The sequence below is a fragment of the Cognatiyoonia sp. IB215182 genome, assembly GCF_033963905.1.
Lineage (GTDB): Bacteria > Pseudomonadota > Alphaproteobacteria > Rhodobacterales > Rhodobacteraceae > Yoonia.
On the sequence record NZ_JAXBMB010000010.1, the window covers coordinates 17,857 to 41,776 of the forward strand.

19 protein-coding genes are annotated in these 23,920 nt (G+C 58.9%); 6 read left to right on the forward strand and 13 right to left on the reverse strand.

The window, feature by feature from the left end:
• Nucleotides 1–159: 159 nt before the first annotated feature.
• Nucleotides 160–684, forward strand: coding sequence for a sigma-70 family RNA polymerase sigma factor (locus SLH47_RS19500; protein ID WP_320242121.1), 525 nt, complete (start codon nucleotides 160–162; stop codon nucleotides 682–684).
• A gap of 8 nt (nucleotides 685–692) precedes the next feature.
• Nucleotides 693–1,346 carry a ChrR family anti-sigma-E factor gene (locus SLH47_RS19505; protein WP_320241885.1) on the forward strand — a complete coding sequence of 218 codons (654 nt, stop codon included), beginning with the start codon at nucleotides 693–695 and terminating at the stop codon, nucleotides 1,344–1,346.
• Between the two features lie 55 nt (nucleotides 1,347–1,401).
• On the opposite strand, the gene SLH47_RS19510 is transcribed toward SLH47_RS19505, so the two are convergent.
• The 3 genes from SLH47_RS19510 to mutL all read right to left on the reverse strand — a co-directional run bounded on the left by SLH47_RS19510 (nucleotide 1,402) and on the right by mutL (nucleotide 5,782).
• Nucleotides 1,402–2,514, reverse strand: a complete 1,113-nt coding sequence (locus SLH47_RS19510) for an acyltransferase (RefSeq protein ID WP_320241886.1) — start codon at nucleotides 2,512–2,514, stop codon at nucleotides 1,402–1,404.
• 221 nt (nucleotides 2,515–2,735) lie between these two features.
• Nucleotides 2,736–3,974, reverse strand: a complete 1,239-nt coding sequence (locus SLH47_RS19515; RefSeq protein WP_320241888.1) for a DNA recombination protein RmuC — start codon at nucleotides 3,972–3,974, stop codon at nucleotides 2,736–2,738.
• Nucleotides 3,971–5,782 (reverse strand): DNA mismatch repair endonuclease MutL, encoded by a 1,812-nt coding sequence (gene mutL / locus SLH47_RS19520; RefSeq protein ID WP_320241890.1) that lies wholly within the window; start codon nucleotides 5,780–5,782, stop codon nucleotides 3,971–3,973. The genes SLH47_RS19515 and mutL overlap by 4 nt, the downstream gene beginning before the upstream one ends.
• Before the next feature lie 101 nt (nucleotides 5,783–5,883).
• Between mutL and SLH47_RS19525 the strand changes: the two genes are divergently transcribed.
• A complete protein-coding gene (locus SLH47_RS19525) occupies nucleotides 5,884–6,876 on the forward strand; it encodes an NAD-dependent epimerase/dehydratase family protein (RefSeq protein WP_320241892.1) in 993 nt (330 codons plus the stop codon).
• Here the strand turns inward: SLH47_RS19525 and SLH47_RS19530 are convergent.
• From SLH47_RS19530 to SLH47_RS19560, 7 genes are all read right to left on the reverse strand, one after another.
• Entirely contained in the window at nucleotides 6,873–8,183 is a 1,311-nt protein-coding gene (locus SLH47_RS19530) for a pitrilysin family protein (protein WP_320241894.1), read from the reverse strand. The genes SLH47_RS19525 and SLH47_RS19530 overlap by 4 nt on opposite strands.
• On the reverse strand, nucleotides 8,183–9,514 hold the full coding sequence (locus tag SLH47_RS19535) for a pitrilysin family protein (protein WP_320241895.1): 1,332 nt from the start codon (nucleotides 9,512–9,514) through the stop codon (nucleotides 8,183–8,185). The genes SLH47_RS19530 and SLH47_RS19535 overlap by 1 nt, the downstream gene beginning before the upstream one ends.
• A gap of 85 nt (nucleotides 9,515–9,599) precedes the next feature.
• Nucleotides 9,600–10,313, reverse strand: a complete 714-nt coding sequence (locus SLH47_RS19540) for a DUF3035 domain-containing protein (RefSeq protein WP_320241897.1) — start codon at nucleotides 10,311–10,313, stop codon at nucleotides 9,600–9,602.
• Between the two features lie 52 nt (nucleotides 10,314–10,365).
• Nucleotides 10,366–10,872, reverse strand: coding sequence for a signal peptidase II (locus SLH47_RS19545; RefSeq protein ID WP_320241899.1), 507 nt, complete (start codon nucleotides 10,870–10,872; stop codon nucleotides 10,366–10,368).
• A 129-nt stretch (nucleotides 10,873–11,001) separates the two neighbouring features.
• Nucleotides 11,002–12,591 (reverse strand): bifunctional phosphoribosylaminoimidazolecarboxamide formyltransferase/IMP cyclohydrolase, encoded by a 1,590-nt coding sequence (gene purH, locus SLH47_RS19550; protein ID WP_320241901.1) that lies wholly within the window; start codon nucleotides 12,589–12,591, stop codon nucleotides 11,002–11,004.
• A gap of 20 nt (nucleotides 12,592–12,611) precedes the next feature.
• On the reverse strand, nucleotides 12,612–14,291 hold the full coding sequence (locus tag SLH47_RS19555; protein ID WP_413785661.1) for a heparinase II/III family protein: 1,680 nt from the start codon (nucleotides 14,289–14,291) through the stop codon (nucleotides 12,612–12,614).
• 96 nt (nucleotides 14,292–14,387) lie between these two features.
• On the reverse strand, nucleotides 14,388–15,656 hold the full coding sequence (locus SLH47_RS19560) for an RsmB/NOP family class I SAM-dependent RNA methyltransferase (protein WP_320241904.1): 1,269 nt from the start codon (nucleotides 15,654–15,656) through the stop codon (nucleotides 14,388–14,390).
• A 68-nt stretch (nucleotides 15,657–15,724) separates the two neighbouring features.
• Between SLH47_RS19560 and SLH47_RS19565 the strand changes: the two genes are divergently transcribed.
• Both SLH47_RS19565 and SLH47_RS19570 read left to right on the forward strand, forming a co-directional pair.
• The gene (locus SLH47_RS19565; protein ID WP_320241906.1) at nucleotides 15,725–15,898 is read left to right on the forward strand and encodes a DUF1674 domain-containing protein; all 174 of its coding nucleotides are present in this window, start codon (nucleotides 15,725–15,727) and stop codon (nucleotides 15,896–15,898) included.
• 332 nt (nucleotides 15,899–16,230) lie between these two features.
• Nucleotides 16,231–17,259, forward strand: coding sequence for a polysaccharide biosynthesis/export family protein (locus SLH47_RS19570; RefSeq protein WP_320241908.1), 1,029 nt, complete (start codon nucleotides 16,231–16,233; stop codon nucleotides 17,257–17,259).
• Nucleotides 17,260–17,262: 3 nt separating this feature from the next.
• On the opposite strand, the gene SLH47_RS19575 is transcribed toward SLH47_RS19570, so the two are convergent.
• A complete protein-coding gene (locus SLH47_RS19575) occupies nucleotides 17,263–19,482 on the reverse strand; it encodes a calcium-binding protein (protein WP_320241909.1) in 2,220 nt (739 codons plus the stop codon).
• A gap of 197 nt (nucleotides 19,483–19,679) precedes the next feature.
• On the opposite strand from SLH47_RS19575, the gene SLH47_RS19580 reads away from it, so the two are divergent.
• Nucleotides 19,680–21,056: a phosphomannomutase gene (locus SLH47_RS19580; RefSeq protein ID WP_320241910.1), complete on the forward strand. Its 1,377-nt coding sequence runs from the start codon at nucleotides 19,680–19,682 to the stop codon at nucleotides 21,054–21,056.
• A gap of 169 nt (nucleotides 21,057–21,225) precedes the next feature.
• On the opposite strand, the gene galE is transcribed toward SLH47_RS19580, so the two are convergent.
• Entirely contained in the window at nucleotides 21,226–22,245 is a 1,020-nt protein-coding gene (gene galE, locus SLH47_RS19585) for a UDP-glucose 4-epimerase GalE (protein WP_320241911.1), read from the reverse strand.
• Nucleotides 22,246–22,310: 65 nt separating this feature from the next.
• Nucleotides 22,311–23,789 (reverse strand): M10 family metallopeptidase, encoded by a 1,479-nt coding sequence (locus tag SLH47_RS19590; RefSeq protein ID WP_320241912.1) that lies wholly within the window; start codon nucleotides 23,787–23,789, stop codon nucleotides 22,311–22,313.
• Nucleotides 23,790–23,920: the final 131 nt, after the last annotated feature.

Sequence of the window (23,920 nt, forward strand, 5' to 3'; positions counted from 1 at the left end):
ACCCCCGCAATGCCCCGTAATAATGTCATGGAAGTTCAAACTGATCTGTTGCCGAAAACGGATGCGTCTGATGGCGCGCTTGCTTATAAAGGGTTGAGCGCGAACGAATTTCGCAAATCGGGGGCGAAAAAGTTGACGGCAGAGCAGACGACCAAACGCATGGCCTGGGTCGCTCAGGTTATTGCTGTGCGGGATGACAAAGACAGGTCGGCTTTTGCCGAAATCTTTGGATATTTTGCGCCGCGCGTGAAGTCATTTTTGATCAAATCGGGGGCCAGCCCGGATCTGGCAGAGGAATGTACACAGGAGGTCATGGCGACCCTTTGGAATAAGGCCCACATGTTCGATCCGACCAAGGCGAGTGTATCCACTTGGATTTTTACAATCGCCCGAAACCGAAAGATCGACATGTTGCGCAAGCAAAAACGGCCTGAGCCCGAGGATTTGCCATGGGGCCCTGAACCAGAGCCTGACCAGGCCGAGGCGATGGGTTTACAACAAGAAACTGAAAAACTGGGCGAAGCACTTGCGACATTACCGCCCGAACAGAGGAAACTGATCGAAAAGGCCTATTTTGGTGAATTAAGTCATAGCGAAATTGCCGCTGAGACCGGACTACCACTGGGTACGATCAAATCGAGGATTAGGTTGGCGCTCGAACGTCTGCGCCACAAGATGAAATGATGACAGATATGAAGAAGATTAAGCATCACCTGACCGAAGAATTGTTGATGGGCTATGCGGCAGGCACCCTGCCGGAAGCATTCAACCTTGTCGTGGCGACGCATATTTCCATGTGTGACGAATGCCGCGCGGCACTCGCTGAATATGAGGCTGTCGGTGGCGAAGTCATGATGGGTGGCGATCCGATTGATTTGGCCGAAGATGCCTTGGCCGCGACAATCGCGCTGATCGAAAACGGCAACGTCGGAAAGCCTATCGTGGCGCCGAAGCCCAAGGTTTCCGGGCTGTTTCCCACCCCTTTGCAGGAATACGTGAATGGTGACCTTGACGCCGTGAAATGGCGCAAGATCGGTGGCGGTGTCAGCCAGATGATTTTGAACACGTCAAAGGAAGCGACCGTGCGGCTGCTCCATATTCCTGCAGGCACTGCCGTACCTGATCACGGCCATCACGGGACCGAATTGACGCTGGTCCTGCAAGGCGCCTTTGTGGACGAAACCGACAGGTTTGGTGTTGGCGACGTCGAGGTTGCGAATGAAGACCTCAACCACACACCCGTTGCGGAAGAAGGCATGGATTGCATCTGCCTTGCCGCGACTGATGCACCGTTGAAATTCAACAGCCTGATGCCGCGGATCGCGCAGAAATTCGTCAGGATTTGACAAACCTTTCATCGTAGAAACCAGCTCGTGGCGATCTGCTCAGGTCGCCACTTTTTTATGGTGAGAACTGTTTCTTACGGCCAAGCAGTGCTCGTTTGCTCATCCGGCCAAGTGGCCGCTCATACCAATGGAAGATCGCGTAAGCCAATAAGACAGACGCCGTCACGTAGACAGGCAAGGTAAGGTAACTTTCCGCAAATTGCCGTGAACCATCAAAGAACACATCTGCAAACAAGAGCACTGTCATCTGAAGCGGCACATGGACCAGATAGAGACTGTAGCTGATATCGCCCAACGCACTTAGGCGTTTGCCGCTTTGTGTCGCAACGCTGTCCAACCCGGCGGCGACTGCCAACAATGCAACGGCAAGGCCTGCAACAAGCAGGTGATCGACGCCAACACGAAAGCCTGCGATCGACAGCGCCCCTCCGACAGAGCCGATCGCCAGTGCACGCCCGAAATGACCATGCGGGCGCGCGCAATACAGAACTGCGCCCAGAAAGAAGTATCCCGCGCATTCGAACACACCAAGCCGTATCAATGGCAGGTCAACCGGATGCCACGCGACCCAGGTCCAGGACGCGGCACACAGGCACAACGATGCCAGCAACGGTGCTTTCCTGATAAAGTGTAATGCAACGAAGAACATTGCATAAACGACGATCTCCAATGACACAGACCAGATCGGGCCATTGAAGCTCAAGCCGCGCGACAGGCTTGTCCAGTTTGATGCCATGAAAAGATGGAGCACAAAGTGCCTGGCATCGTTATTGCCGTAGACCTGCCAATGACCAACGGCCTCAATGCTGATGAACTGCAGAAGCGCCACGTAAACCAGCGTTGCAAAGTGCAGTGGATAAAGGCGCGCGAAACGGGCAACGGCGAATGGCCAAGCCCCTGTTTGCCTGTGCAAATACACATGCACAAAGACAAAGCCGGAAATCAGCCAGAAAAGCTCAACCGCATTCGCGGCAAACGGGCTGTAAAGCGGCGCCAGAAAGCTTGCGAACGGAAAAGAGGCGATATCGGGGAGCGATGGCCTGTCGTCCGCATCGGCAAGATAGAAATGGTGGTAGTGCAGAATAACGATTGCAAGTGCTGCGACACCACGCAGCGCATCCACCCAATAAAATCTTGCCACCGGCAAAGGACGATCTGTGTCACTCAAATTGCTGCTCCCGGCTACGGGATGTCACTAACCTGATACGGATAATGCATGCAAAAACGTCTATGGCGAACAAGATACTTCTCGTAAATGTGCTTTGTTTAATCATTGGAACGCTATGAGAATTCACGGACATGGCGCAAGCCCTTGCCGCCAGTCCAATGAATCCCGTGGTAGCATTGTCGCGATTTCGCGGCTTGCCAAATGACCGTTCAGGTCCGCACTTACACCTTCGGCTGTCCGATCGGGACAACTTTGGTGTCCCCTTCTGGCGCAAGTTCCTCAAAGTCGAAATGATCCAAACGGTGAGCACGTTTGCCGGCCTTCTCGGCGGAGATCTTGATGTCCTCGATATCCTTCGCCGCTTGCCCGAAGTGTCGGTCAAGGTTGCCGACACGAGTCACCAGCCGCTCGACGTCTCCGCCGAGCAGCGCAAGTTCCTTGCGAATGGCCCCGGTCTGTTCACGCATGCGCGCATCCTTCAGGATTGCCCGCATCGTGTTGAGCGTCGCCATGCAGGTGGTGGGTGAGACGATCCAGACCCGCGCGGTGAAACCCTCGCGCACGACCTCTGGCAGGCGGGCGTGCAGTTCGGCATAGACCGCCTCGGAGGGCAGGAACATGATGGCGCCGTCCGCTGTCTCGCCGTCAATGATGTAGCGCTCGCTGATATCTTTGATGTGTTTGCGCACCGCGCTGGCGAGATCGCGCAGGGCCGTCTTTTGCTGGTCCGGACTCTGCGCGGCGGCGAGTTGTTCGTAGGCCTCAAACGGGAACTTAGCGTCGATCACAATCGGCCCCGGCGGGTTCGGCAAGTGGATCAGACAATCCGCGCGTTTCCCATTCGATAGCGTCGCCTGCAGGGCATAGCTGTCGACAGGCAGTGCTTTTGAGACGATATCAGTCAGCTGGATTTCGCCAAACATGCCTCGGCGTTGCTTGTTCGACAGGATATCCTGCAGGCTCAGCACATCGCCGGACAGCTTTTCGATATTCGTCTGCGCCTTGTCGATGGTCGCCAGCCGCTCCTGCAATTCCGTCAAACTCTTTGTCGTCTTTTCGGTACTGCCGGAGAGCGTGTCTTTCATCCGCTCTTGCATTTCGGCCATGGCGACGGAAGAGCGTCTTTGGCTTTCATGCAACTGCTCGGTCATCTGCTGGCGGACCTCGGCCAGCCGTTGCTCCATGTTCTGCAGGACCTGTGACTGCCCATGCGCCTGCTGCTCGCTGACGGTCTTGATGCTGCCCGCCAGCGTGTGCTGGCCTTGGTTCAGCACGCCGATATCCTGTGCAAGCCGCCCGACTTGCCCCGCCACATAATCCACGGATTGGGATGATTTCCCGGCCCGGCGCAGGGTCATGATCAACAGAACGAGGATGAGCAGGGTAGCAAAGGCCCCCAGCCCAATGCCGATCACCAGCGGGTCGTCCAAGGGATAAGTCTGATCACCGATCTGGATCATGTGCGCCCGAAAAGCCGTTCGATATCGCTGAGCTTCAATTCCACATATGTGGGCCGCCCGTGATTGCATTGGCCAGAGAGCGGCGTCGCCTCCATCTCACGCAAAAGCGCGTTCATCTCGGCCCCCTGCATTCGGCGGCCGGAACGGATAGAGCCGTGACAGGCCACCCGACTGAGGATTGCCTCTATTTTGGATAGCAAGCTGGCGCTGTCGCCCTGATCGGCAAGCTCGTCGAGGATGTCGCGCAGCATGGCCTCCGCATTCACCTCACCGAGGATCGCGGGTGTTTCGCGGACAGCGATTGCGCCACCGCCGAAGGGTTCGATGGTCAGGCCGAGACGGGCAAGATCGTCTGCGGTTTCGAGGAGTTGGGCGGCATCGCCTGCATTCATCTCAACGATTTCCGGTATCAGAAGCGCTTGTGCCGCGACCCCGTTTTCGGCCATTTGCTTTTTCAGCTTTTCATAGACCAGGCGCTCATGCGCGGCATGCTGGTCGACGATCACTATGCCCGTTTCGGTTTGCGCGATGATATAGTTCTCATGCACCTGCGCGCGGGCGGCCCCAAGAGGCAGATCGGCAGGTTCATCTTCGATGACGGGTTCGATCCGGGCGGAGGGTGTTTCCTGAAAGCCGGGTGCCTGGGCCTGAAAGGTCATGGAGCGGGCGCTGAAACTGGGCCGGTCCATCTGATAGACACGGGCGGTGCGTGGTTGGGGTGTCATGGCACCCAGCGTCGCGTCTGCCACAGTGGTAGAGGCGCGGTGGCCTGCTTCGGCCAGCGCGTGCCGTAGTCCGGAGATGATCAGGCCACGGACGGTGCCGGGATCGCGGAAACGCACCTCAGATTTCGCGGGATGTACGTTCACATCGACTAGGTTCGCGTCGCAATCGACAAAGAGGGCTGCTACCGGATGTCGGTCGCGCGACAGCACATCCATGTAGGCGGCGCGCAGGGCACCAAGCAGCATCTTATCGCGTACGGGCCTGCCATTGACGAACAGGTACTGCGCCACCGCCGCGCCGCGCGAAAAGGTGGGCAGAGCGGCGTAGCCGGTCAGGTGAAGTCCGTCGCGCTGCGCATCGATCCGCAAAGCATTCTCTGCGAAATCCTTGCCCAGCACCGTGCGCAGCCGCCCGTGCAGCGCATCGAAGAGATCGCCGGTTTCAGCGTCGGCCCGAAACGTCGTGCGCTGATCGCCGTTGGACGCATCGCGCAGGATGAAGGTCACAAACGGGGCCGCCATGGCGAGCCTTTTGATCACGTCGCCAATCGCCTGCGCCTCGGCCCGGTCGGTGCGCAGGAATTTTAGACGGGCGGGCGTGGCATAAAACATGTCGCGCAGTTCGATCACCGTGCCATTGGACAGGGCCGCAGGGCGCACAGTTTCGGTTTTGCCGCCTGCGACGGTGATCATCGCGGCGTCTTCGCCCGGCACGCGCGAGGTGATGGTCATTCGGCCCACGGCGCCGAGCGACGGCAACGCCTCGCCCCTGAACCCGAACGAGGTGATGTTCAGAAGGTCCGAGCCGTCGATTTTCGACGTCGCATGGCGTGACAGGGCGAGTGGCAGGTCGGTGGCTGCGATCCCGCAGCCGTCGTCGGTCACGCGGATCAGGGTTTTGCCGCCATCGGCAATCACAACCTCGATCCGTCTCGCGCCGGCATCGATGCTGTTTTCGACAAGTTCCTTCACGGCGGAGGACGGACGCTCCAACACCTCACCAGCCGCGATCCTGTTGATTGCGGCGTCATCCAGCTGCCGGATCACCGGACGCGGCTCTATTTGGGGGTCTGCGATGGCCATGCCACAAGTTCTAGCATGATCCGGCGCGATTCTGCGAGGGGCAAAAGCGTGTTGACTCTTCTCATTATGTAAGCGATGGCTTACATAAGGGAGATCGTTCGATGCGCATACTGATCGTTGGTGGCACCGGGTTTTTGGGCAAAGCAAGCTCGAATGCCGCGATTGCGGCTGGGCACGAAGTTACCGTCATGACCCGCAGCGGCGCGCATGTGGCCAACGGCGCCGCGACGCTGATCGCAGATCGCGAAGAGCCACTGCCCGATTTGCGGGGCCAGTTTGATGCGGTGATCGACACCTGCGCCTATGCGCCCGATATGGTCGAAAGGTTGGCAGCGGCCATTGGCGCCGTCCATTACGTGCTCGTCTCATCCATCTCGGTCTATGACGATATGTCGACCCCGCAATTTGATGAAACCGCGCATGCACCGACGGCTACTGAGGATGACCTCGCTCTTGCGGCGCGGGCGGAGCCGTCCCTGCGCGCGACGGCAGAACCTTATGGTGCATCCTATGGCCGTCTGAAGCGCGCATGCGAGATTGCAGCGCACGCGGCCTTTGCCGGGCAATGCACGCATATCCGTCTTGGGCTGATCGTTGGCCCGCGCGACTACACGGACCGTTTCACATGGTGGGTGCGGCGGTGCGATCAGGAAGGCCCGCTTGTCGTGCCGGGGCCCGCGACGCGGAACATACAGATCATCGATGTGCGGGATGCCGGTGCGTTTCTGGTCAAGACGGCGGAAGAGCGGGTTTGCGACACGTTCCATCTGACCGGGCAGCCGATCACGCTGCAGAGCATGCTGGACGCGATCATCACGGCGACAGGCCGGAAGATCGACATCACTTATCGTCCTCTAGCCCAGTTTGCGGAACACGGAATTAGGCATTGGACCGATCTGCCGTTGATCGTGCCAGACAATCCAGCCTTTGCCGAGATGCTGAATGTCTCAACCGAGAAGGCGCAGCGCGCGGAGCTGACAATCCGGCCATTGGCGGAAACAGTTCAGGCTGTGCTGGCCCATGACCGCGCCGACCGCAACAGGCCGCTGATCTGCGGTATGTCCGCAGATCAGGAAGCGGCAGTCAGACCTTAGTTGGTGCTTTCCAGCCCCTGTGGTTTGCCGACGACGACAAAGTGCAGATCATCCGGTTGCAGCAGTTCAGCCGCGACGCGGTTGATATCGTCAAGCGTCACCGCCTCGATAAAATCATTGCGGTCTACCACGTAGCTGGGCGGCAGATCGATCATCTGCATGCCAACCATGATCCTTGCAATCTCGCTGTTACCGTCAAAGCGCAGGGGATATTCGCCGGTCAGATAGGTCTTGGCGGATGCAAGCTCTTCGGCACTCATCCCCTCTTCGGCCATGCGGCGCCATTCGTCGCGCGTGACCGCAATAGCTTCGGCGATGGTTTCATTCGAGGAGGCGACCTGCCCGATCACCATCTCGGCGTGGAATTTCGGGACGAGGGCTGTGCCGATACCGTAGGTCAGGCCGCGCTTTTGGCGGACTTCGGTCATCAGACGGGACTCGAAACCGCCGGCGCCCAGCACATGGTTGATGATGAAGGCGGCAAAGAAATCCTCATCATCGCGCTTCATTCCGCTATGGCCGAATAGCGCCACAGATTGCGGGGTGTCGTAGTCAACGACTGTGACCCCGCCACCCAAACCAAAGCCCACATCGGGAGGTAGTGGCGCGCCTTCCTCCGGCAAATCGCCCAAAAGCGCATCCAGCATCGGACCCACCTGATCAACGGTCACGTCACCGACGACAGAGACATAAAGCCGTTCGCGGACAAGCGCATTGCGGTGGGCTGTCATCATGTCTTCACGCGTGAGCGCGTTCACGCTTTCAACGGTACCGTCAATGGCCGTGCCGTATGGGTGATCGCCAAATGCCGCCGCATCAAAGGCGGCACGCGCAATCGTGTCTGGATCCTTTTCATCACTGGCAATGCCGGACAGGACTTGCGCGCGCACCCGGTCGAGCGCAGTTTGCGCGAATGTGGGCTCCACAAGTGCCTGCCGCAGCAAGGCGAGCGCATCGTCCTTGTTCTCGGTCAAGAACTGGGCTGAGATCGACAGCGTATCGTCAAAAGCGCGGAACCTGTAACTGGCTGCCAAAGCCTCGCGCGCGGTCTGGAATTCTTGCGCGGACATCTCTCCCGAGCCTTCCTCAAGCAGGCCCATCATCAGGTTGGTCGCACCACGCTCACCGGGCAAGTCCAGATTTGCGCCGCCGCGAAAGCGGATTTCCATTGCAACGAACGGAATGCTCGGCTCTTCGACAACCCATGCATTGATCCCGCCGTCAGACGTAACCTCTTTGATATCAATCTCGGCCCTTGCGATGCTGGCAACCAATGTCAGGCAGATAGCAGTCAGAATACGCAGCATCAGCGTGCCTCCTCTTGGTTGGCGACAACCCAGCCGGTCACCGCCTGTTCGCGATTCAGAACTTTTTCTGCCACAGATTTGATGTCATCCACGGTTACGGCCTGCAAGATATCCGGCCAGGCCTGTACATCGGCGACGGTCAGACCTTGCGTTAACGCGGCGCCATACCGGCGGGCGAGGCCAGCAGTGTCATCAAGTGCGTACACCTCGGACGCGCGCAACTGCGTGCGCAGGCTATCCATGCGGGCGGCGTCAATCTCGGCGTTCATGAAGTTGGCGATCACCTCATCCATGGCAGCCTCAGCCTCGGACAGGGCCACACCGTCGGTGGGGACAACAACGAAAGAAAAGGTCGTATCGTCCAAGGACGAGCCACCATAGGACGCATTGGTGTAAACAGCCGTTTGCGTATCGAACTGCAATGCCTGGCCCAGATCGGATGTGAATGAAGAGCCGCCCAAAAGCTCGGCCAGATAGACCAGTGCTGCGGCTTCTTCCTGCGCGTCCGCATCGCGTTCGGGAGCCAGGTAGCTGCGGATCAGATAAGGCTGGCTGACACGCGGATCGACATAAGTGATGCGCCGCTCAGCCCGTTGTGGCGGCTCTTCAGGGCGCAGCCGTTCGGGCAATTGAGGCTCTGACGGGATCACGCCGTAGTATGTACGGGCAAGCTCTAGCACCTCGTCAGGGTCAACATCGCCTGCGACGACCAGAACGGCATTATTGGGCGAATAGTAAAGATCGTAGAAGTTCTGCAGGTCCGCGATGCTCAGATCATCGATCTCGTGCCGCCAGCCAATGATCGGAATGCCGTAGCGGTGGTTTTGGAATTGTGCGGCACGGAATTGCTCACCCGCAAGCGCGTTGGGATTGTTTTCGGTCCGTTGGTTGCGTTCTTCGATGACGACCTGACGCTCCGGCTCTACTTCAGCCGGATTAATGACCAGATTGTTCATCCGATTGCTTTCCATCTGCATCATCAGTTCCAGCCGGTCCGCCGCGACCCGTTGGAAATAGGCGGTGTAATCGTAACTGGTGAAAGCATTGTCGCTGCCGCCATTGGCGGCGACGACTTCGGAAAACTCGCCCGGTTCGAGGATGTCGGTACCCTTGAACATCAGATGTTCAAGAAAATGCGCAACGCCCGAAGCGCCCTCCGGCTCATCGGCTGAGCCCACCTTGTACCACAGCATATGCACGACGACAGGCGCCCGGTTGTCTTCGATGACGACAACCTCCATCCCGTTATCCAGCGTATAGGTGGTGACTTCTTCAGCTTGGGCGGCAATTGCCGTGAACATGAAAACCAACGCAGCGATAAGACGTGTCATGGGCACCCTTTTTCAAATTTCTGCCCAAGTAACTACGCCAGATCGCAGTTTCTTCAAGTCACCCTACGCGGATGTGAGGTTCGGTTTATTGAGCGTCCGGCTCAATAGGGGTGCAGACCCGTCGCAGCCGGTTGTCTGGCGGTACTGTCCTGAAGACGCAGTTTTGTGGGGTGTCGCCTGCCGCCTCGTTCTGTTCCCGCCACCGCGCGAGCAGTGCATCGACCTGCCGTTGCAAGAACCGGGGTTCCTCCTCCGGCTCTTCAGGCGCAGCAGAAGGTCGCTGTGCACGCGGTGGAGCAACTGGTGCTGTCGGGACCGCGATACCCTGACTGATCAGACGGGTACGCTCTGCAGTCGCATCAAGCGCTTGTCCCGCATATGCCGGGAAATACCGATCACGTCCCAACGGGTTGAAGACGTTGAGGCGGCGCGCACGGTCTCGGATCTGTTCATCTTCGGCTGCAAGTTGGGCGCGGATGTCAGGCTCTGTTCCAAAGCGACCGGCATGGCCGACGAGAACGCGATCGGCCGCTGGGACACCGCCGGCCACTTGCGCTGCAGGCGACCCACCCAACGCATTAATCGCATCCGCGTTGGGCTGAGTGTCCGCGAGGTTCTCTCCACCTGGCGTGGGCGCAGGAAGGTTGGCCTCAGGTGGGATTATCAGCGGCTCCTGCGGGATCACGGCAAACTCGTCAGGTCCGTTCCCCGCAGCACGCAAGTCGCGCAACGGACGGTCCGGGTTGCCGCAGGCGGCCAGAAGCATCACGCTCAAAAGTGTAAAAACGATTGCCCGCATGAAGGGATCCCATCTGATATTGATGCCTGTCTAGCTCAGGCGTCGGAGGAGGTCACGTCGCTTTCTTGTTATCCTCGGCCAGAAAGGCCAGTCCGATCGCCCCGATGAAAATGGCGATATCGGCGACGTTGAAGGCGTAAGGATTGTTGATCCCACAGCAGGACATGTTCAGAAAATCCGCCACCGCGCCATAGAAGAACCGGTCGATCACATTGCCCATCGCACCGCCGATTAGAAAGCCGCCAGCGATGAATGTCCATTTACTGCCACCCGTGCGGTTCAGCCACCAGATGACGCCCGCTGTGATCGCGAAGGCCACGCCAATCAGAACCCAGCGCATATCGTATTCCGCAAAAAGGCCGAAATTTACCCCGCGATTCCAAGCCATTCTCAGTACGAGAAATGGTGGAAAGACCTCAACCGTTTCGGGGCGCGGCAGTTGGCTGGACGGCACCCGCACCTGTGCCCACTGCAATCCAAAGACCTGAAACAGAACAAAGAACTTGATCACCTGATCAATCAAAAAAATCCAGAAACCGGTCCAGAACATGAGCTTCATTTTACTTGCCCCCTTGTCGTGATGCGGGACAGTGCCCGGCCCTGGGAGGGTGCAAGGCGCTCTCCCGTGGGGAGGGTCGGGCGCTGTCCGGGCCGCTGGCCCGGACCGTATGGGAAGAAACGCAGCATCCTAATGACGGAAGTGCCGCATGCCGGTAAAGACCATGGCGATCCCGGCCTCATCGGCGGCGGCGATCACCTCGTCATCGCGCATGGAGCCACCGGGCTGGATCACGCATGTGGCGCCCGCACCGGCCGCCTCCATCAGACCATCGGCAAAGGGGAAGAACGCATCCGAAGCGACAGCGGAGCCTTTGGTGAGTGGTTCTGGAAGACCCATCGCCTCGGCCATGCGTTCCGCCTTTTTGGCGGCGATCAGCGCGCTGTCCACGCGGCTCATTTGGCCGGCGCCGACGCCGACGGTCGCCTGGTCTTTGACATAGACGATGGCGTTGGATTTGACGTGCTTCGCAACTTTCCAGGCAAAGAGCAGATCAGTCATCTGCGTCTCGGTCGGCGCGACCTTGGTCACCACTTTCAAATCATCCATGCCGACGAAGCCGGTATCCTTGTCCTGAACCAGCATGCCCCCGGCAACCTGCCGATAGGTTGTGATCGGCGCTTTGACATCGGGCAGGCCATCAGTTGTCAGAAGACGCAGGTTCTTCTTTGCAGCAAAGACCGCTTTGGCACCGTCAGAGGCTCCGGGCGCGATGACGACTTCGGTAAAGATCTCAACAATCGCCTTGGCTGTCTCTTCGTCAAGCGCTTGATTCAGCGCCACAATCCCGCCAAAGGCGCTGGTGCGGTCGCAATCGAAGGCCTTCGTATAGGCCTCGGCCAAAGTCGCACCACGCGCCACTCCGCAGGGATTGGCGTGTTTGATGATGGCGACGGCAGGGCCATCGGCGGGGTCAAACTCGGCGACCAGTTCGAACGCGGCGTCGGTGTCGTTGATATTGTTGTAGGACAGTTCCTTACCCTGATGCTGCACCGCCGTCGCCACGCCCGGACGGCCCGTACCATCGGTATAGAACGCGGCTTTCTGATGGCTGTTCTCGCCATAACGCATGGTCTGGCGGTACGTCCCGCTGAACGAGCGACGACGAGGTGTCTCTGCGCCGATTGCGCCTGCCATCCATGTGGATACCGCCGTGTCATAGGCCGCCGTACGGGCATAGGCCGTCTGCGCGAAACGCTGGCGCAAGGCTAGTGTGGTCTGGCAGTCATTGGCATCCAACTCTGCCAGCAACGCGTCGTAATCCTCCACATCCGTCACGACCGTGACAAAGGCATGGTTCTTGGCGGCGGAGCGGATCATGGCGGGGCCGCCGATATCGATATTCTCAATGCAGGTGTCAAAATCGGCACCTTTGGCGACGGTTTCCTCAAACGGATAGAGGTTCACTACAAGCAGATCGATCGGCCCGATATTGTGCTCCACCATCGCATCGCGATGCGCTTGCAGATCGCGGCGGGCCAGCAGGCCACCATGCACGACCGGATGCAAGGTCTTGACCCGACCATCCATCATCTCGGGGAAACCCGTCACATCGGCCACATCGCGCACCTCGAGCCCCGCATCGCGCAGGGCTTTAGCAGAACCGCCGGTGGACAAGAGTTCAACTCCTCGTGCCGCCAGCGCCTTGCCCAGATCGACCAATCCGGTTTTGTCAGAAACAGAAAGCAGCGCGCGGCGCAATGGAGCGAGATCGGTCATGCAGGTCCTCAGGGCAGGCGTTAGTAGGTCACGTCCATCGGATCTTCCTGCACCAGATCGCGAACCGCCCTTGGCGTGTCCTGCGCTTTGGCCAGCGACCAACGAACGCGTGTCGCATAGGACATTGCGCGCCCGGATAAAACCACCTGTTGTGTGGCGCGCGGTTTTAATCGGCCTTTTTGTAGATAAACCGATGGTGCCAGTGCCAGATCAGCGACGCCATCGTGACGCAAGACCCAGACTTCGCCCGATTTGAGCGTCATGGAAACGGCAGTGTCGCCCATATCGAGCCTTGGTTCGACATCGGGATGCAGATGAAAACGCACGCTAAAGGCAAGCCCGGCATCCGCAACCTGATCCAAAGCACGGTCAAATGTGGATTTGTCATTGCCTTCAAGCGTCGTCAGCAGTTCCTCACCTTCAAGCATCCGACCATCGACCGAAAGCGTCAGGATACGCGCATAGGTCAGGCCGTGGCTGGGTTGGTAGCCGTTATGCGACAGCTCAAGCGTCCGGTCTTTTACCAGATTGGCGCGGGTGATTGTGGGCACTTCGGTCAGCAAATCCGCCGCCTTGCCCAGGTGTGATGAGGACACACCATCCAGACCCAACAAGCTATGGCTTGGGGTGGCCCGGCTGGCGCGTCGCCATTCATCGCCGAACCGCTCGCCAGAGCCGCAGCTGACAATCAGGGGGCGGCGGCCAGAGGTCACCTCCATCCCCAAGGTGCTGGCATGGGCGGATCCCGACGCATCGCCCTGCGGTGGTGCTGCGGCATCAATGATCAGCGTCGTGCGACCGCCGGTCAGACGGGCAAAGCCCATGTGCAGGCCCTTTCGTGGTACGTCCTTGACGCCGGATGCGGCGAAGGCATGCTCCAGCCGCCCTTCCACACCGGCACCGCCGCCGTGAAACCGCGCGAGGCTTCCATCCGCATGCCGCAAAGCGCGTAAGGTGGGCACCACCCGGATGAGCGCGCGCATGATATCGGGCGGCACATCGCGTTCCGTGCTGCGCAAAGCATCAATCGTCCAGTTGAGGAGCGTGAGGACCTCTAGCAATTCTTCGGGGTTACGGGTGACGATGCCACCCTCTTCGTCGATCTGGGTCGCGCAGTCCTGCGCTAAGGCGGCGACGGCGCGGGCGACCTGATCCTCCATCCCTTCGAGCGATAGACCGGCATAGATTGTCCCGGCTAACGCCTCAAACCTCGGCAGTCCGGGGGCCGCCGTTTGCCAGCGGCGCGACAGGAAGAGGGTCTGGCGGGCAAGGCTTTCGAAGAAGGTCTGCGCGGTGGCTTTGTCCTGATTGCGCAACAGAAAGAAGCCGTGATTGATCCAGCGGATCACGCGCCGTCCCGTCAGGTCCGGGGTCCAGCCCGGCCCCTTGCCCTTGCCGTAGCGGGTGATCCAGTCAAACACCCATCTCTGCGCCTTTGTCCGCGCGCGATCATCGCCGACAGCGGCAAGATCATCGAGCCAGGTGCATCCATGGATCTCATCGGCGACTTCAGGCTTCTGATCTGCGATATCCCAGATCGACAGTTGCGGCCCTTCGACCAGCAGGCCCGAAAACAGGAAATTGCCCGCAATCAGTTGCCTGCCCCGCGCCACAACTCCGATGGAGCGCGGCTCGGGCGCTGAGACAAAGGCCGTGGCCGCATCAGCACGCCCTGCACGGCGGGCATGGACCCGGTGCATAAAACTGATCCGGCGGGCGCGCCATGTCGTCTTTGGTGGCAAATCCTGCAGCCTCGGTTCGCTTTTGTTCGAACCATAGCAAAGGTGCGGATCAAGTCACGCAGGCTTTCGCAAGAGCGCGAGATAAAACCCATCCATGCCGCCGCGGTCGGGCCAGTAATCGGGGCGCAGACGCAAACCGCCCTCGTCACTGTGCCAGCTTTGATCAATGCCGGGAATGTCGATGGGCAAAATCTCAAGCTCTTGGTGCCGCTCCAGAGCCTCTTCAACTTGCACTTCGCCTTCGTCGGGCAGCAGTGAACATGTGCAAAACATCAGTCGCCCGCCGGGTTTCAGCAGGGTCACCGCGTGGTCAATCATGCGCGCCTGCTGGTCGATCAGCATGCCGAATTCCGATCCGTCCTTTGCGTAAGGCAGGTCAGGGTGACGCCGGATCGTGCCGGTCGCAGAGCACGGCGCGTCGAGGAGAACCGCGTCAAAGCCCTTTTCTGTAAAGGCGAATGCGTCACTGACAACCGTCCTCGCTTTCAAGCCGACGCGGCTCAGGTTCTGTGTCACCCGTGCCATGCGGCGTTCGGACATATCCACCGCTGTGACATCCGCACCACCTGCGGCAAGCTGCATCGCCTTGCCGCCAGGGGCCGCACAAAGATCAACGACCTTCAGGCCTTTCACATCGCCCAGCGCTTTAACCGGAATCACCGCCGCCGCGTCCTGCACCCACCAGTCGCCCGCCTCATAGCCCGGCAGCGCCGAGACCTGACCGGCATCCGTTACCCGCACGGAACCAGTCGGCAGAACATTGCCACCCACCGCCTTGGCCACTGTTTTGGGATCACCTTTGACCGTCAGATCAAGAGATGCACCTGCAAAATGTGCGGCTTCCATGCCCACCACGGCGTCTCGCCCCCACGCCGCAACCAAGGGCTGGCGCAGCCATCCGGGGGTGAGCGGAACGGGGCGCTTGGCCCAGCCTTCGGGGCCTTCAGCGGCGATCTTCCGTAGCACCGCGTTCGTCAGCCCCTTCATCGACTGGGTGCGTTTGTTGCGCCCCACAATCTCGACATAGGCATTCACGACGCCATGGGCGGCCTCGCCTCCGCAGAGCTCAATCACACCAAGGCGCAGCGCGTTCACCACGTGATCAGGTGGTGTTTTTTTCAGGTAAGGCTTCAGCATCCGGTCGGCACGGTCTAGGCCGCGCAGAGCCTCCGTGGCGAGCCGCTGCGCGCGCGCGCGGTCTTCGGCTGAGAGGTCCGAAAGCGCGCCATCCGCAATCAGTTCGGAGACCAATCGCCCTTCGCCCGTGATCTGCATCAGCAGGTAATGGGCAGTGCGGCGGGCGGGCAAGCCGGTTTGGCGCATGGCGTCTCTCTTGATGCGGGCTGTGCGCGGGGTATATCAAAGCCCATGCGCCCACAAGGAGAGCCGCGATGAGCGATGACGCCAAAGACCTGCCCCCTGCCGCCCAGCGCGCACTGGCCGAAGCGGAAGAGCGGCGCAAGAAATCCAAGCTGGATTTGCCCCCCGAACTGGGCGGGCGCAACGGGCCAGAGCCTGTGCGTTACGGCGATTGGGAGAAGAAGGGCCTCGCGATCGATTTTTAGAAGACGACAAACGTCGAACCACACGGCGAATGTCAGCTCCTGAAAGCCCTAGAAACCGCGCTTGCAGCCATTGAATTGATAAGGTGATTTCAACCAATTGAGGCGATGTGTCTTCGGACTCGGATACGGCACACGCCAGATCGACTTCTTAACTGCAGGCAGAAACTGAGCCGGGTTACGCGTCTGGTTGTTGTTCGGGCTTGGCTTTGTGTAGATTGCCCAGACGCGAGGAAGGAATCATCCCATTGAAGCTACTGCGAGTTGTTCCGTTGTTATTGTGTATCGCCGTCACGGGATGCAGCTTGCCGCGCGGGGCTGGCTTTCAATCAGAGGTGTTGGCAGCATCCAACCTTGGCACCCGTGAAGAGGGCGAAGAACCCGTTTACGACTTCGCGGTTTTCGATGTGACCAAAGAGACCCTGCCGGTCTTGCAATCCTGGCCGCGCAATGACGTCAAATCCCTGCCGTGGATCACAAGCCAGGAACAACCCGCATCATTGATCATCGCGCCCGGCGATCAGGTGACCCTGACGGTGTGGGATGCCGAGGATAACTCGCTTTTGGCGGGATCGGGGCAACGGGCCACATCGTTGCAACAGACCCAGGTCAGCACGAACGGTCGCATCTTTGTGCCCTATATCGGGGAATTGCGGGTCGCGGGCATGTCGCCCAATACCGCGCGCTCCCGAATTGAAGAGGAACTGATCCGCACGATCCCGTCAGCGCAAGTTCAGTTGGTTGTGGAACCTGGGCGCCAGAATACAGCAAACCTTGTCACCGGCGCTGCCGCGCCGGGTCTTTATCAACTGCCTGATCGCAACTTCAAGATCCTTGACCTTTTGTCTCTGGCCGGTGGGGCGAGCCCTGAACTGATCAATCCGGAGGTGCGGCTCGTGCGTGCCGGTCGAACATATGGCGTCGCACTCGACAGGTTGTTGACCGAGCCTGATCTTGACACGGCTTTGCAAGGCGGTGACCGCGTGATGCTGATGGGTGATGACCGGCAATTCGTCTCGCTCGGCGCCACGGGAGTTGAGGCGGTCCATGATTTTCCGGCGCAAAACGTCACGGCGCTCGAGGCGATGGCCATTGTGGGCGGTGTTGCCGATGCGCGCGCAAATCCGCAGGGCATTCTGATCTTGCGCGAATACGATGCTGGTGAAGTTCGCGAAGACTTGTCAGGGCCGCCGCAAGAGCGTGTGGTTTTCACAATTGATCTGACCTCGGCAGATGGTCTTTTTTCTGCTGGCAATTTTTTGCTGCAGGACAAGGACCTCGTTTACGGCACAGAGAGCCCACTAGGCCCTACGCTGACTGCTGTAGGTTTGATTAACACGATCTCGACGCTGGCAAATCAGTAGCGGTCAAAAAAGAATAATGTCATCGGCCAACATGGAATAGTCGCTGATATTGTCGATAGTCAGGATATTGCCATCGCCAAGGTCAATTGTGGTTTGGGTGCCGTCGATGCTGCCATAGACAAACAGGACGTCCGACGCAGAAGTCAATCCGCCCCAAAGGCTGGCATCTAGGGTGATCTGGTCCAATCCCTGTTCAAAATCGCTGATCCGGTCGTTGCCGCCGTTGAAGACAAAGGTGTCGGCACCCGCATCACCGAAAAGCAAATCGTCCCCGGCGCCGCCTTCAAGCCTGTCGTCACCGTCGCCGCCACGCAGCAGATCCTGCCCGTTGCCGCCAATCAGCAGATCGTTTCCGTCTCCGCCAAGCAGAATATCCGCATCGTCCTCACCACGTAGCGTATCATCGCCATCGCGGCCCAGTAACGTGTCATTCCCGGCGCCACCGGTAATGGTGTCATCGCCCGCACCTGCGAGGATCACTTCGTTTTCGACCCCTCCAGCAATGGCGTCCGCCCCGCCTCCACCGGCGATTACTGGCGTATCAGGTGCGGTACCACCGCCCAGCGCGTCGCGAAGAACGTCAATGTTTCCAGCAGCCAGAACCTGTGCGCCGGCAAGTGGATCGTTGGGTCCGCCCTGTTCACCCGGTACCGCGGGTGGATCAAGAGAAATCGGCGGGCGCGCAGGCCCCGGATACCCCGGTTCGATATTCTGGGGCAGACGCGTCGCCCCGATCAGATCGCTGGTCTGCAAGTTGCGATAATCAATGGGCTGACCATCCGCGCTTTGTACGATCAGCGTTTCGCTGCCATAGCTGATCTGCATCCCATCGCTGCGGATCGTGATCGTCAACTGGCTGATGTCACGCAGGAACGGCCAGAGCGACAAATCAATGCTGTCCTCTCCCACCGTAAAGTCGGTGATCGTATCCAGTTCGCCGTCTTGCGAAAGAATGAAGACATCTGCACCGGCCCCACCCGACAACATGTCGCTCCCGGCACCATCGCGAATAATATCGTCGCCCGCACCGGCTTCAATCACATCGTTCCCGGCAAGCCCCTGCAGAATGTCCGCACCGGCTGTACCCGCCAAGAGACCGCCCGCAAGAACCGCCGTAGTTGTCACGCCTGCAGGTCCAGCGTCAAAGCGAAGCTGGGTGATCCCCGGCTCACTGCTGCTGGCGACGAAGATATCGAGCCCGTCGCCCCGGCCTCGTGCAGTTATAGCGCTGACATTATCGAGCCCCATATCAACGGTGTCCTCGATCGTCGCCCGCGCGACCAATTGCCCACCTTCGAGCAAGACAAAGATGGTCAGACCATCATCCGCACCGCCCGCGATGACATAGGTCTGCCCTGCATGGGTTAAGGTATCGAGCGTGGTGACGCCGGCAAAGCGCGTATCGCGAGTATCCAGAATATGCTCACGAATGATCAGACTGCCATCCATGGCAACCTCCAACACGCTCAGCGTGCCGCTTCCCGCAGCGGCGAGCACGGCGTAGGTGCTGCCGCCGACATTTGCGACGGCCATCGCCGTGGGCGCGCTGACCCATAGCCCGTCATTCGTGCCAAGACTGACCGCTTCGGTCAGGCTTCCGTCCGGACTGACAACCCAATTGGTGACTAAGTTGCCACTGCTACTCGTACTCAAGAGATATGTCGTGCCGCTGACTTCAGCTGATACGATTGCGCTGATCTGCGCGGTTGCGGTACCAGATGGCGCTGCCAACACGTTCTGTCCTGTCAGAACACCGTCCGGATCGAAGTCGAGCCGACCGATCCCGACCGCGCCAACCACGCCGCCATAAACAACCTGCGCACCCGATCCGAGTGTTACCGTGACTTCCGGCTGGAACCCGCCGCGAATGGGCGCGGTCGTCCCCAGTTCTGTCGCAGCAGAAAACGACCCGTCAGTGGCGATTGGAACGACCTGCAAGTCACCCCCCGCGCCGCCACCGGTCAGCAACACCGTATCGAACCCCTGGTTCAGGGTTGTCAGCGCGCCAGAGACGCCAGGCAAAAGGTCGCCCGCGAAAGCAAGTGTATCGATCGCCGCCAATGTGCCACCGGCCACGGCCCAGCTTTGCAAAATACCGTCGTAGCGTGTGGTGCCGACAAGAAATTCCTCGCCACCAATGGTGAGGATGTCTAGCTCCGTGATCCGCGAATGATCCAGGTCATCCGGCGACGTCAAATACGTAACAAATGTCAATTCTGTCATGAAAGCCCACCCCTGAACTCACGCTTTCAGGGTCGGTCAGTCCTGCGTCGCTCACATGGTCTGATTGTGGCGCTCCGATGTCTCTTTGATCGGAATTTGTTCAACAACGGCCTGTATTTGCTGCGTGTTTTCTGCAATTGCTGTGGGATACGGTAAACGCGGCATGCGACGGTGCAGTATTGGTCAAGGGATCACTTATGGCTCCAAAATTTGGTACGAGCGGATTGCGCGGACTGGTCACTGAACTGACACCCGCCTGCGTCACAGATCACGTGCGCGCCTTTGCCATGGCCTGCCCGACGGGCACGGGCCTCTTTGTCGCACACGACCTGCGGCCGTCATCGCCAGATATTGCAATGATGGTGATGCAGGCGGGTCAGGAGGCGGGTCTTCAGGTGACAATGTGCGGGGCCGTGCCAACACCCGCGCTCGCCCTTGCCGCGATGACGGCGGGTGCGGCGGCAGTGATGGTCACGGGCAGTCATATTCCGGCCGACCGCAATGGCCTGAAGTTTTACACGCCCCAAGGCGAAATCACGAAAGCACATGAGGCAGCCATTCTTGCGGCACTGGGAAAGGCGGATACGGTTCAGACAGGCCCAGCGGTACTGACAGACGGCACCGCCAGCGCCAGCTATATCGCACGCTATGTCGATGCTTACGGCGATGCCTTGAAGGGGCAGCATATTGGCGTCTACGGCCATAGCGCCGTCGGACGTGATATGATGGTCGACCTTTTGAGCGCGTTGGGCGCCCGCGTTATCAAACTCGGATGGTCTGACACCTTTGTACCCGTCGATACCGAGGCTGTCGCCTCCACCTTGCGGCAACAGCTAAAGGATTGGGCCGCCGAGCATCAATGCGACGCCATCGTCTCGACCGATGGCGATGGAGATCGTCCGCTTGTCGCGGATGCAACGGGCGAAGTTGTCGTTGGGGACATTCTGGGCCAGATCACCGCAGCTACGTTGCAGGCCGACCATGTTGTGACACCGGTCTCATCCAATACGGGCGTCGAGCTGGGCGGAAGGTTTCAGTCAGTGACACGCACGCAGATCGGATCGCCCTTTGTCATCGCCGCAATGGAAAAGCGGGGTGGCCGTATTGTCGGTTATGAAGCCAATGGTGGTTTCTTGCTTGGCTTCGGCGCGGCAGCGCCAGAGGGAAAGCTTGCTCCACTCATGACACGCGATGCGGTTCTGCCCATCGTTGCGAGTTTGGCGACGGCCAAAGAGGGGGGCCTCGCGGCGCGGGTCGCGGCAGAGCCTGCGCGATTCACGGCAGCCGATCGCCTGCAAGAGGTGCCGCAGCAAAAGGCGCAGGATTTTGTGGCGCAAATGCTGAATGATCCGGGTGCACGGGCAGGATTTCTGGATCATCTTGATGCGACTGAAAGCGCGATTAATGCCATTGATGGCCCGCGTATGACCCTTCGCGACGGCCGTGTGGTCCATGTCCGGCCCTCCGGCAATGCACCGGAGCTGCGGCTCTACGTCGAAGCCGATACAGCTGAGAGAGCCAACGCGACACTCAAACGCGGCCTTGCAGAGCTGGCGAAAGCGCTCGGCAGCTGAGGCTCCGCAAGATTTTCCGTGAAATTTCGAAGAAATTTATCATTTGTGACAAAGCGCACAGAAGTGTCGGCGGAATTCCGCTAGAAGCACACGCAGGGGCTAAGATTTTTATTGTTTGTTTCGAGTACCGATACTCCCCGTGCGATGCGCACGGGGAGTTTTTTATTGGTCATTCAGTATCGCGATAGCCATTTGGATTTGCGCTTTGCCAGGCCCAGGTACTGGCGGTCATAGCGTCAAGATCATGCGTGGCGTTCCAGCCCATCTCCTTCTTGGCGCGGCTCGCATCAGCTTGCATTTCGGCGATATCACCCGCCCGCCGACCGGCGAGTTTTGTCGGAATCGTCTTGCCGCTTGCGCGCTCAAACGCCGCCACCATGTCGCGCACACTGTAGCTTTCACCGGTCCCTATATTGAACGGGCGGGCGCCCTTGTGTGTGGCAGCGTAGTCCAGAGCGGCGACATGCGCTCGCGCAAGATCGACAACATGGATGTAGTCTCGCTTTCCGGTGCCATCGGACGTGTCGTAATCGTCGCCAAACACCGTCAAGGCATCACGCTTGCCCACGGCCACCTGCGCAATGAACGGCATCAGATTGTTGGGAATGTCTTTGGGGTCTTCGCCAATCCGGCTGGAAGCATGGGCACCCACGGGGTTGAAATACCGCAGCAGTACCGCTGAAGTGTCAGGCTGCGCGCTGGTCCATGCGGTCAGCATCTGTTCTGCGATCAGTTTCGTCTGCCCGTAAACTGATGTCGGATTGGTCGGGTGGGCCTCGTCATAAGGCAGGTAAACAGGGTCGCCATAGACGGTGGCGGAAGAGGAAAAGATGATCCTCCGGCACTTCGCACGATCCATCGCATGCAGAAGCGCCAGTGTGCCCGCAACATTCACATCGTAGTAGAGTAGAGGTTTTTCGGTGCTTTCGCCCACCGCCTTGAGCCCGGCGAAATGGATCACCGCCTCAGGTGCAAAGTCCCGCATCACCTCATCGAGCTTGGCCGGATCGCGCACATCACCCGTGACGTCGGATATAGTGCCGTTTGACAGGGCACGCACACGTGTCAGTACCTCAGGCGTTGCGTTGCTGTAATTGTCCAACACGCAAACCTCGTGGCCCTGCGCCATCAGCTCAAGCAATGTGTGGCTGCCGATATAGCCAGCGCCGCCTGTGACCAGTACACGCATTTGCGAATGTCCTTAGCTTTTGCACGTGCTTAGGCCGTCACCTGGCCGACCGCAATGCACTTATGCTAAAGGAGAAAGTCGCCCTGGCTGAGATTTGTGACGCCGGACACAAAAATCTCCATGTCATCCACATTGTCGCCGTTCACATCAATGCCAACCACTGTATTGCCACCGCTAGTCGAGAGCGTGATGTCATCCGAGAAGTTGAGGCCACCGAAGGCGCTCAGATCGATATCATCCACGCCGACTTCAAAATCCAGGATCACATCCCGATTGCCCGCGCCCACGAGGCTGTCGCTGATGAACTCAAAGATGAAATCATCAGAGCCGTCGCCGCCGGTGAGCGTATCCTGACCTAAACCACCGGTGATCAGATCATTGCCAGCGCCACCATCGATATCGTCATTGCCACGCCCACCGAAAATAGTGTCGGCATCTCCGTTGCCTTCAACCGTGTCGTTGCCGCTGCCCGCATAGATCGTGTCGCGCCCGGTACCACCGAATATACTGTCGCCACCAGAGCCGCCGTAAATTGTGTTTGTACCAGCAGATGTGGTGATTTCATCAACGCCGGAATTTCCGTTGACCGTATCATTTCCCGATCCGGCGTTGATCTCGTCGTCGCCAGTTCCGCCTGACGCATTATCGTTACCGCCGCCAGCGTCAATGTTGTCGTCACCGGACCCGCTCTTTAGGACGTCGTTGCCACCATTGCCTGTCAGGGTATTATCAGCGTCATTGCCGATAAGCGTGTCGTTGCCCGAGCCACCAATCGCGTTTTCAATGACAACACCGTTGGCAATTGTGTACCCACCCGATATGCCCGACGCGTTCGAAATGAAACCACCGCCGCCAGCCTCATATTGTAACGTAGCTGCGCGCAGGTCTATGACCACATCTGCCGACCCACTATACCGGATTGTATCCGTACCGCCTGCGTCCCAAATCGATTTCCAGGCGGAACCGTCACTGTTTGACGCATCAAGCTCGTAAATGTCGTCGCCCGTCGCATGCGACATGTTGGCGCCATAAATTTCCTGGAGTGCAGCAATGTCAAAGGCCATGGGTCCCGCTTCGGAACCACGGATGAAATTCGGGGTGCCATAATAGCCGGAGTTATACGACATCGTCGAGTAAATGCCCTGGTTCAGGTCATTGTTTCCCAGGCTGTTGAAGGGGCTGGTCACTCCTTGCAAGACAGTTCCATCATGTGGATGCGCAAGGCCGAGACCATGAAGCAATTCATGGACAATGGTTGTGTAACCGGTACCACCTTCGCGCAAACCACTCGTATCCCAACCAAAACCGTCAGAGTTGAAGACACCGACGCTCTGACCCGTGAAGTTCGGCAGGTAGAAATAGCCAAGGCTGCCAGCGCTTGAGAACGGATCATCGCTTTTGACAAGCTGAAAATCGGCGTTCGGATTTGACGTGATTGTAAAGGTCACGTTGGCCACCGCCGCAATTGAGGCCAATGCAGCCTCGACACGTGCGCGTTCGTAGGATGACCAACCTTCAGATATTGTGTTGTCGAAAGTGGCCACGGAATCTTGGCCTGCCGCAACAAAATGAACAGAAATGTTCGTGTCACTCCGCACAGAGCCCGAAAACACCGACTCAACGGGACTGTTTGTGGGTATCTCAGCGGCTAGTGGAGTCTGGCCTGACGATTGTT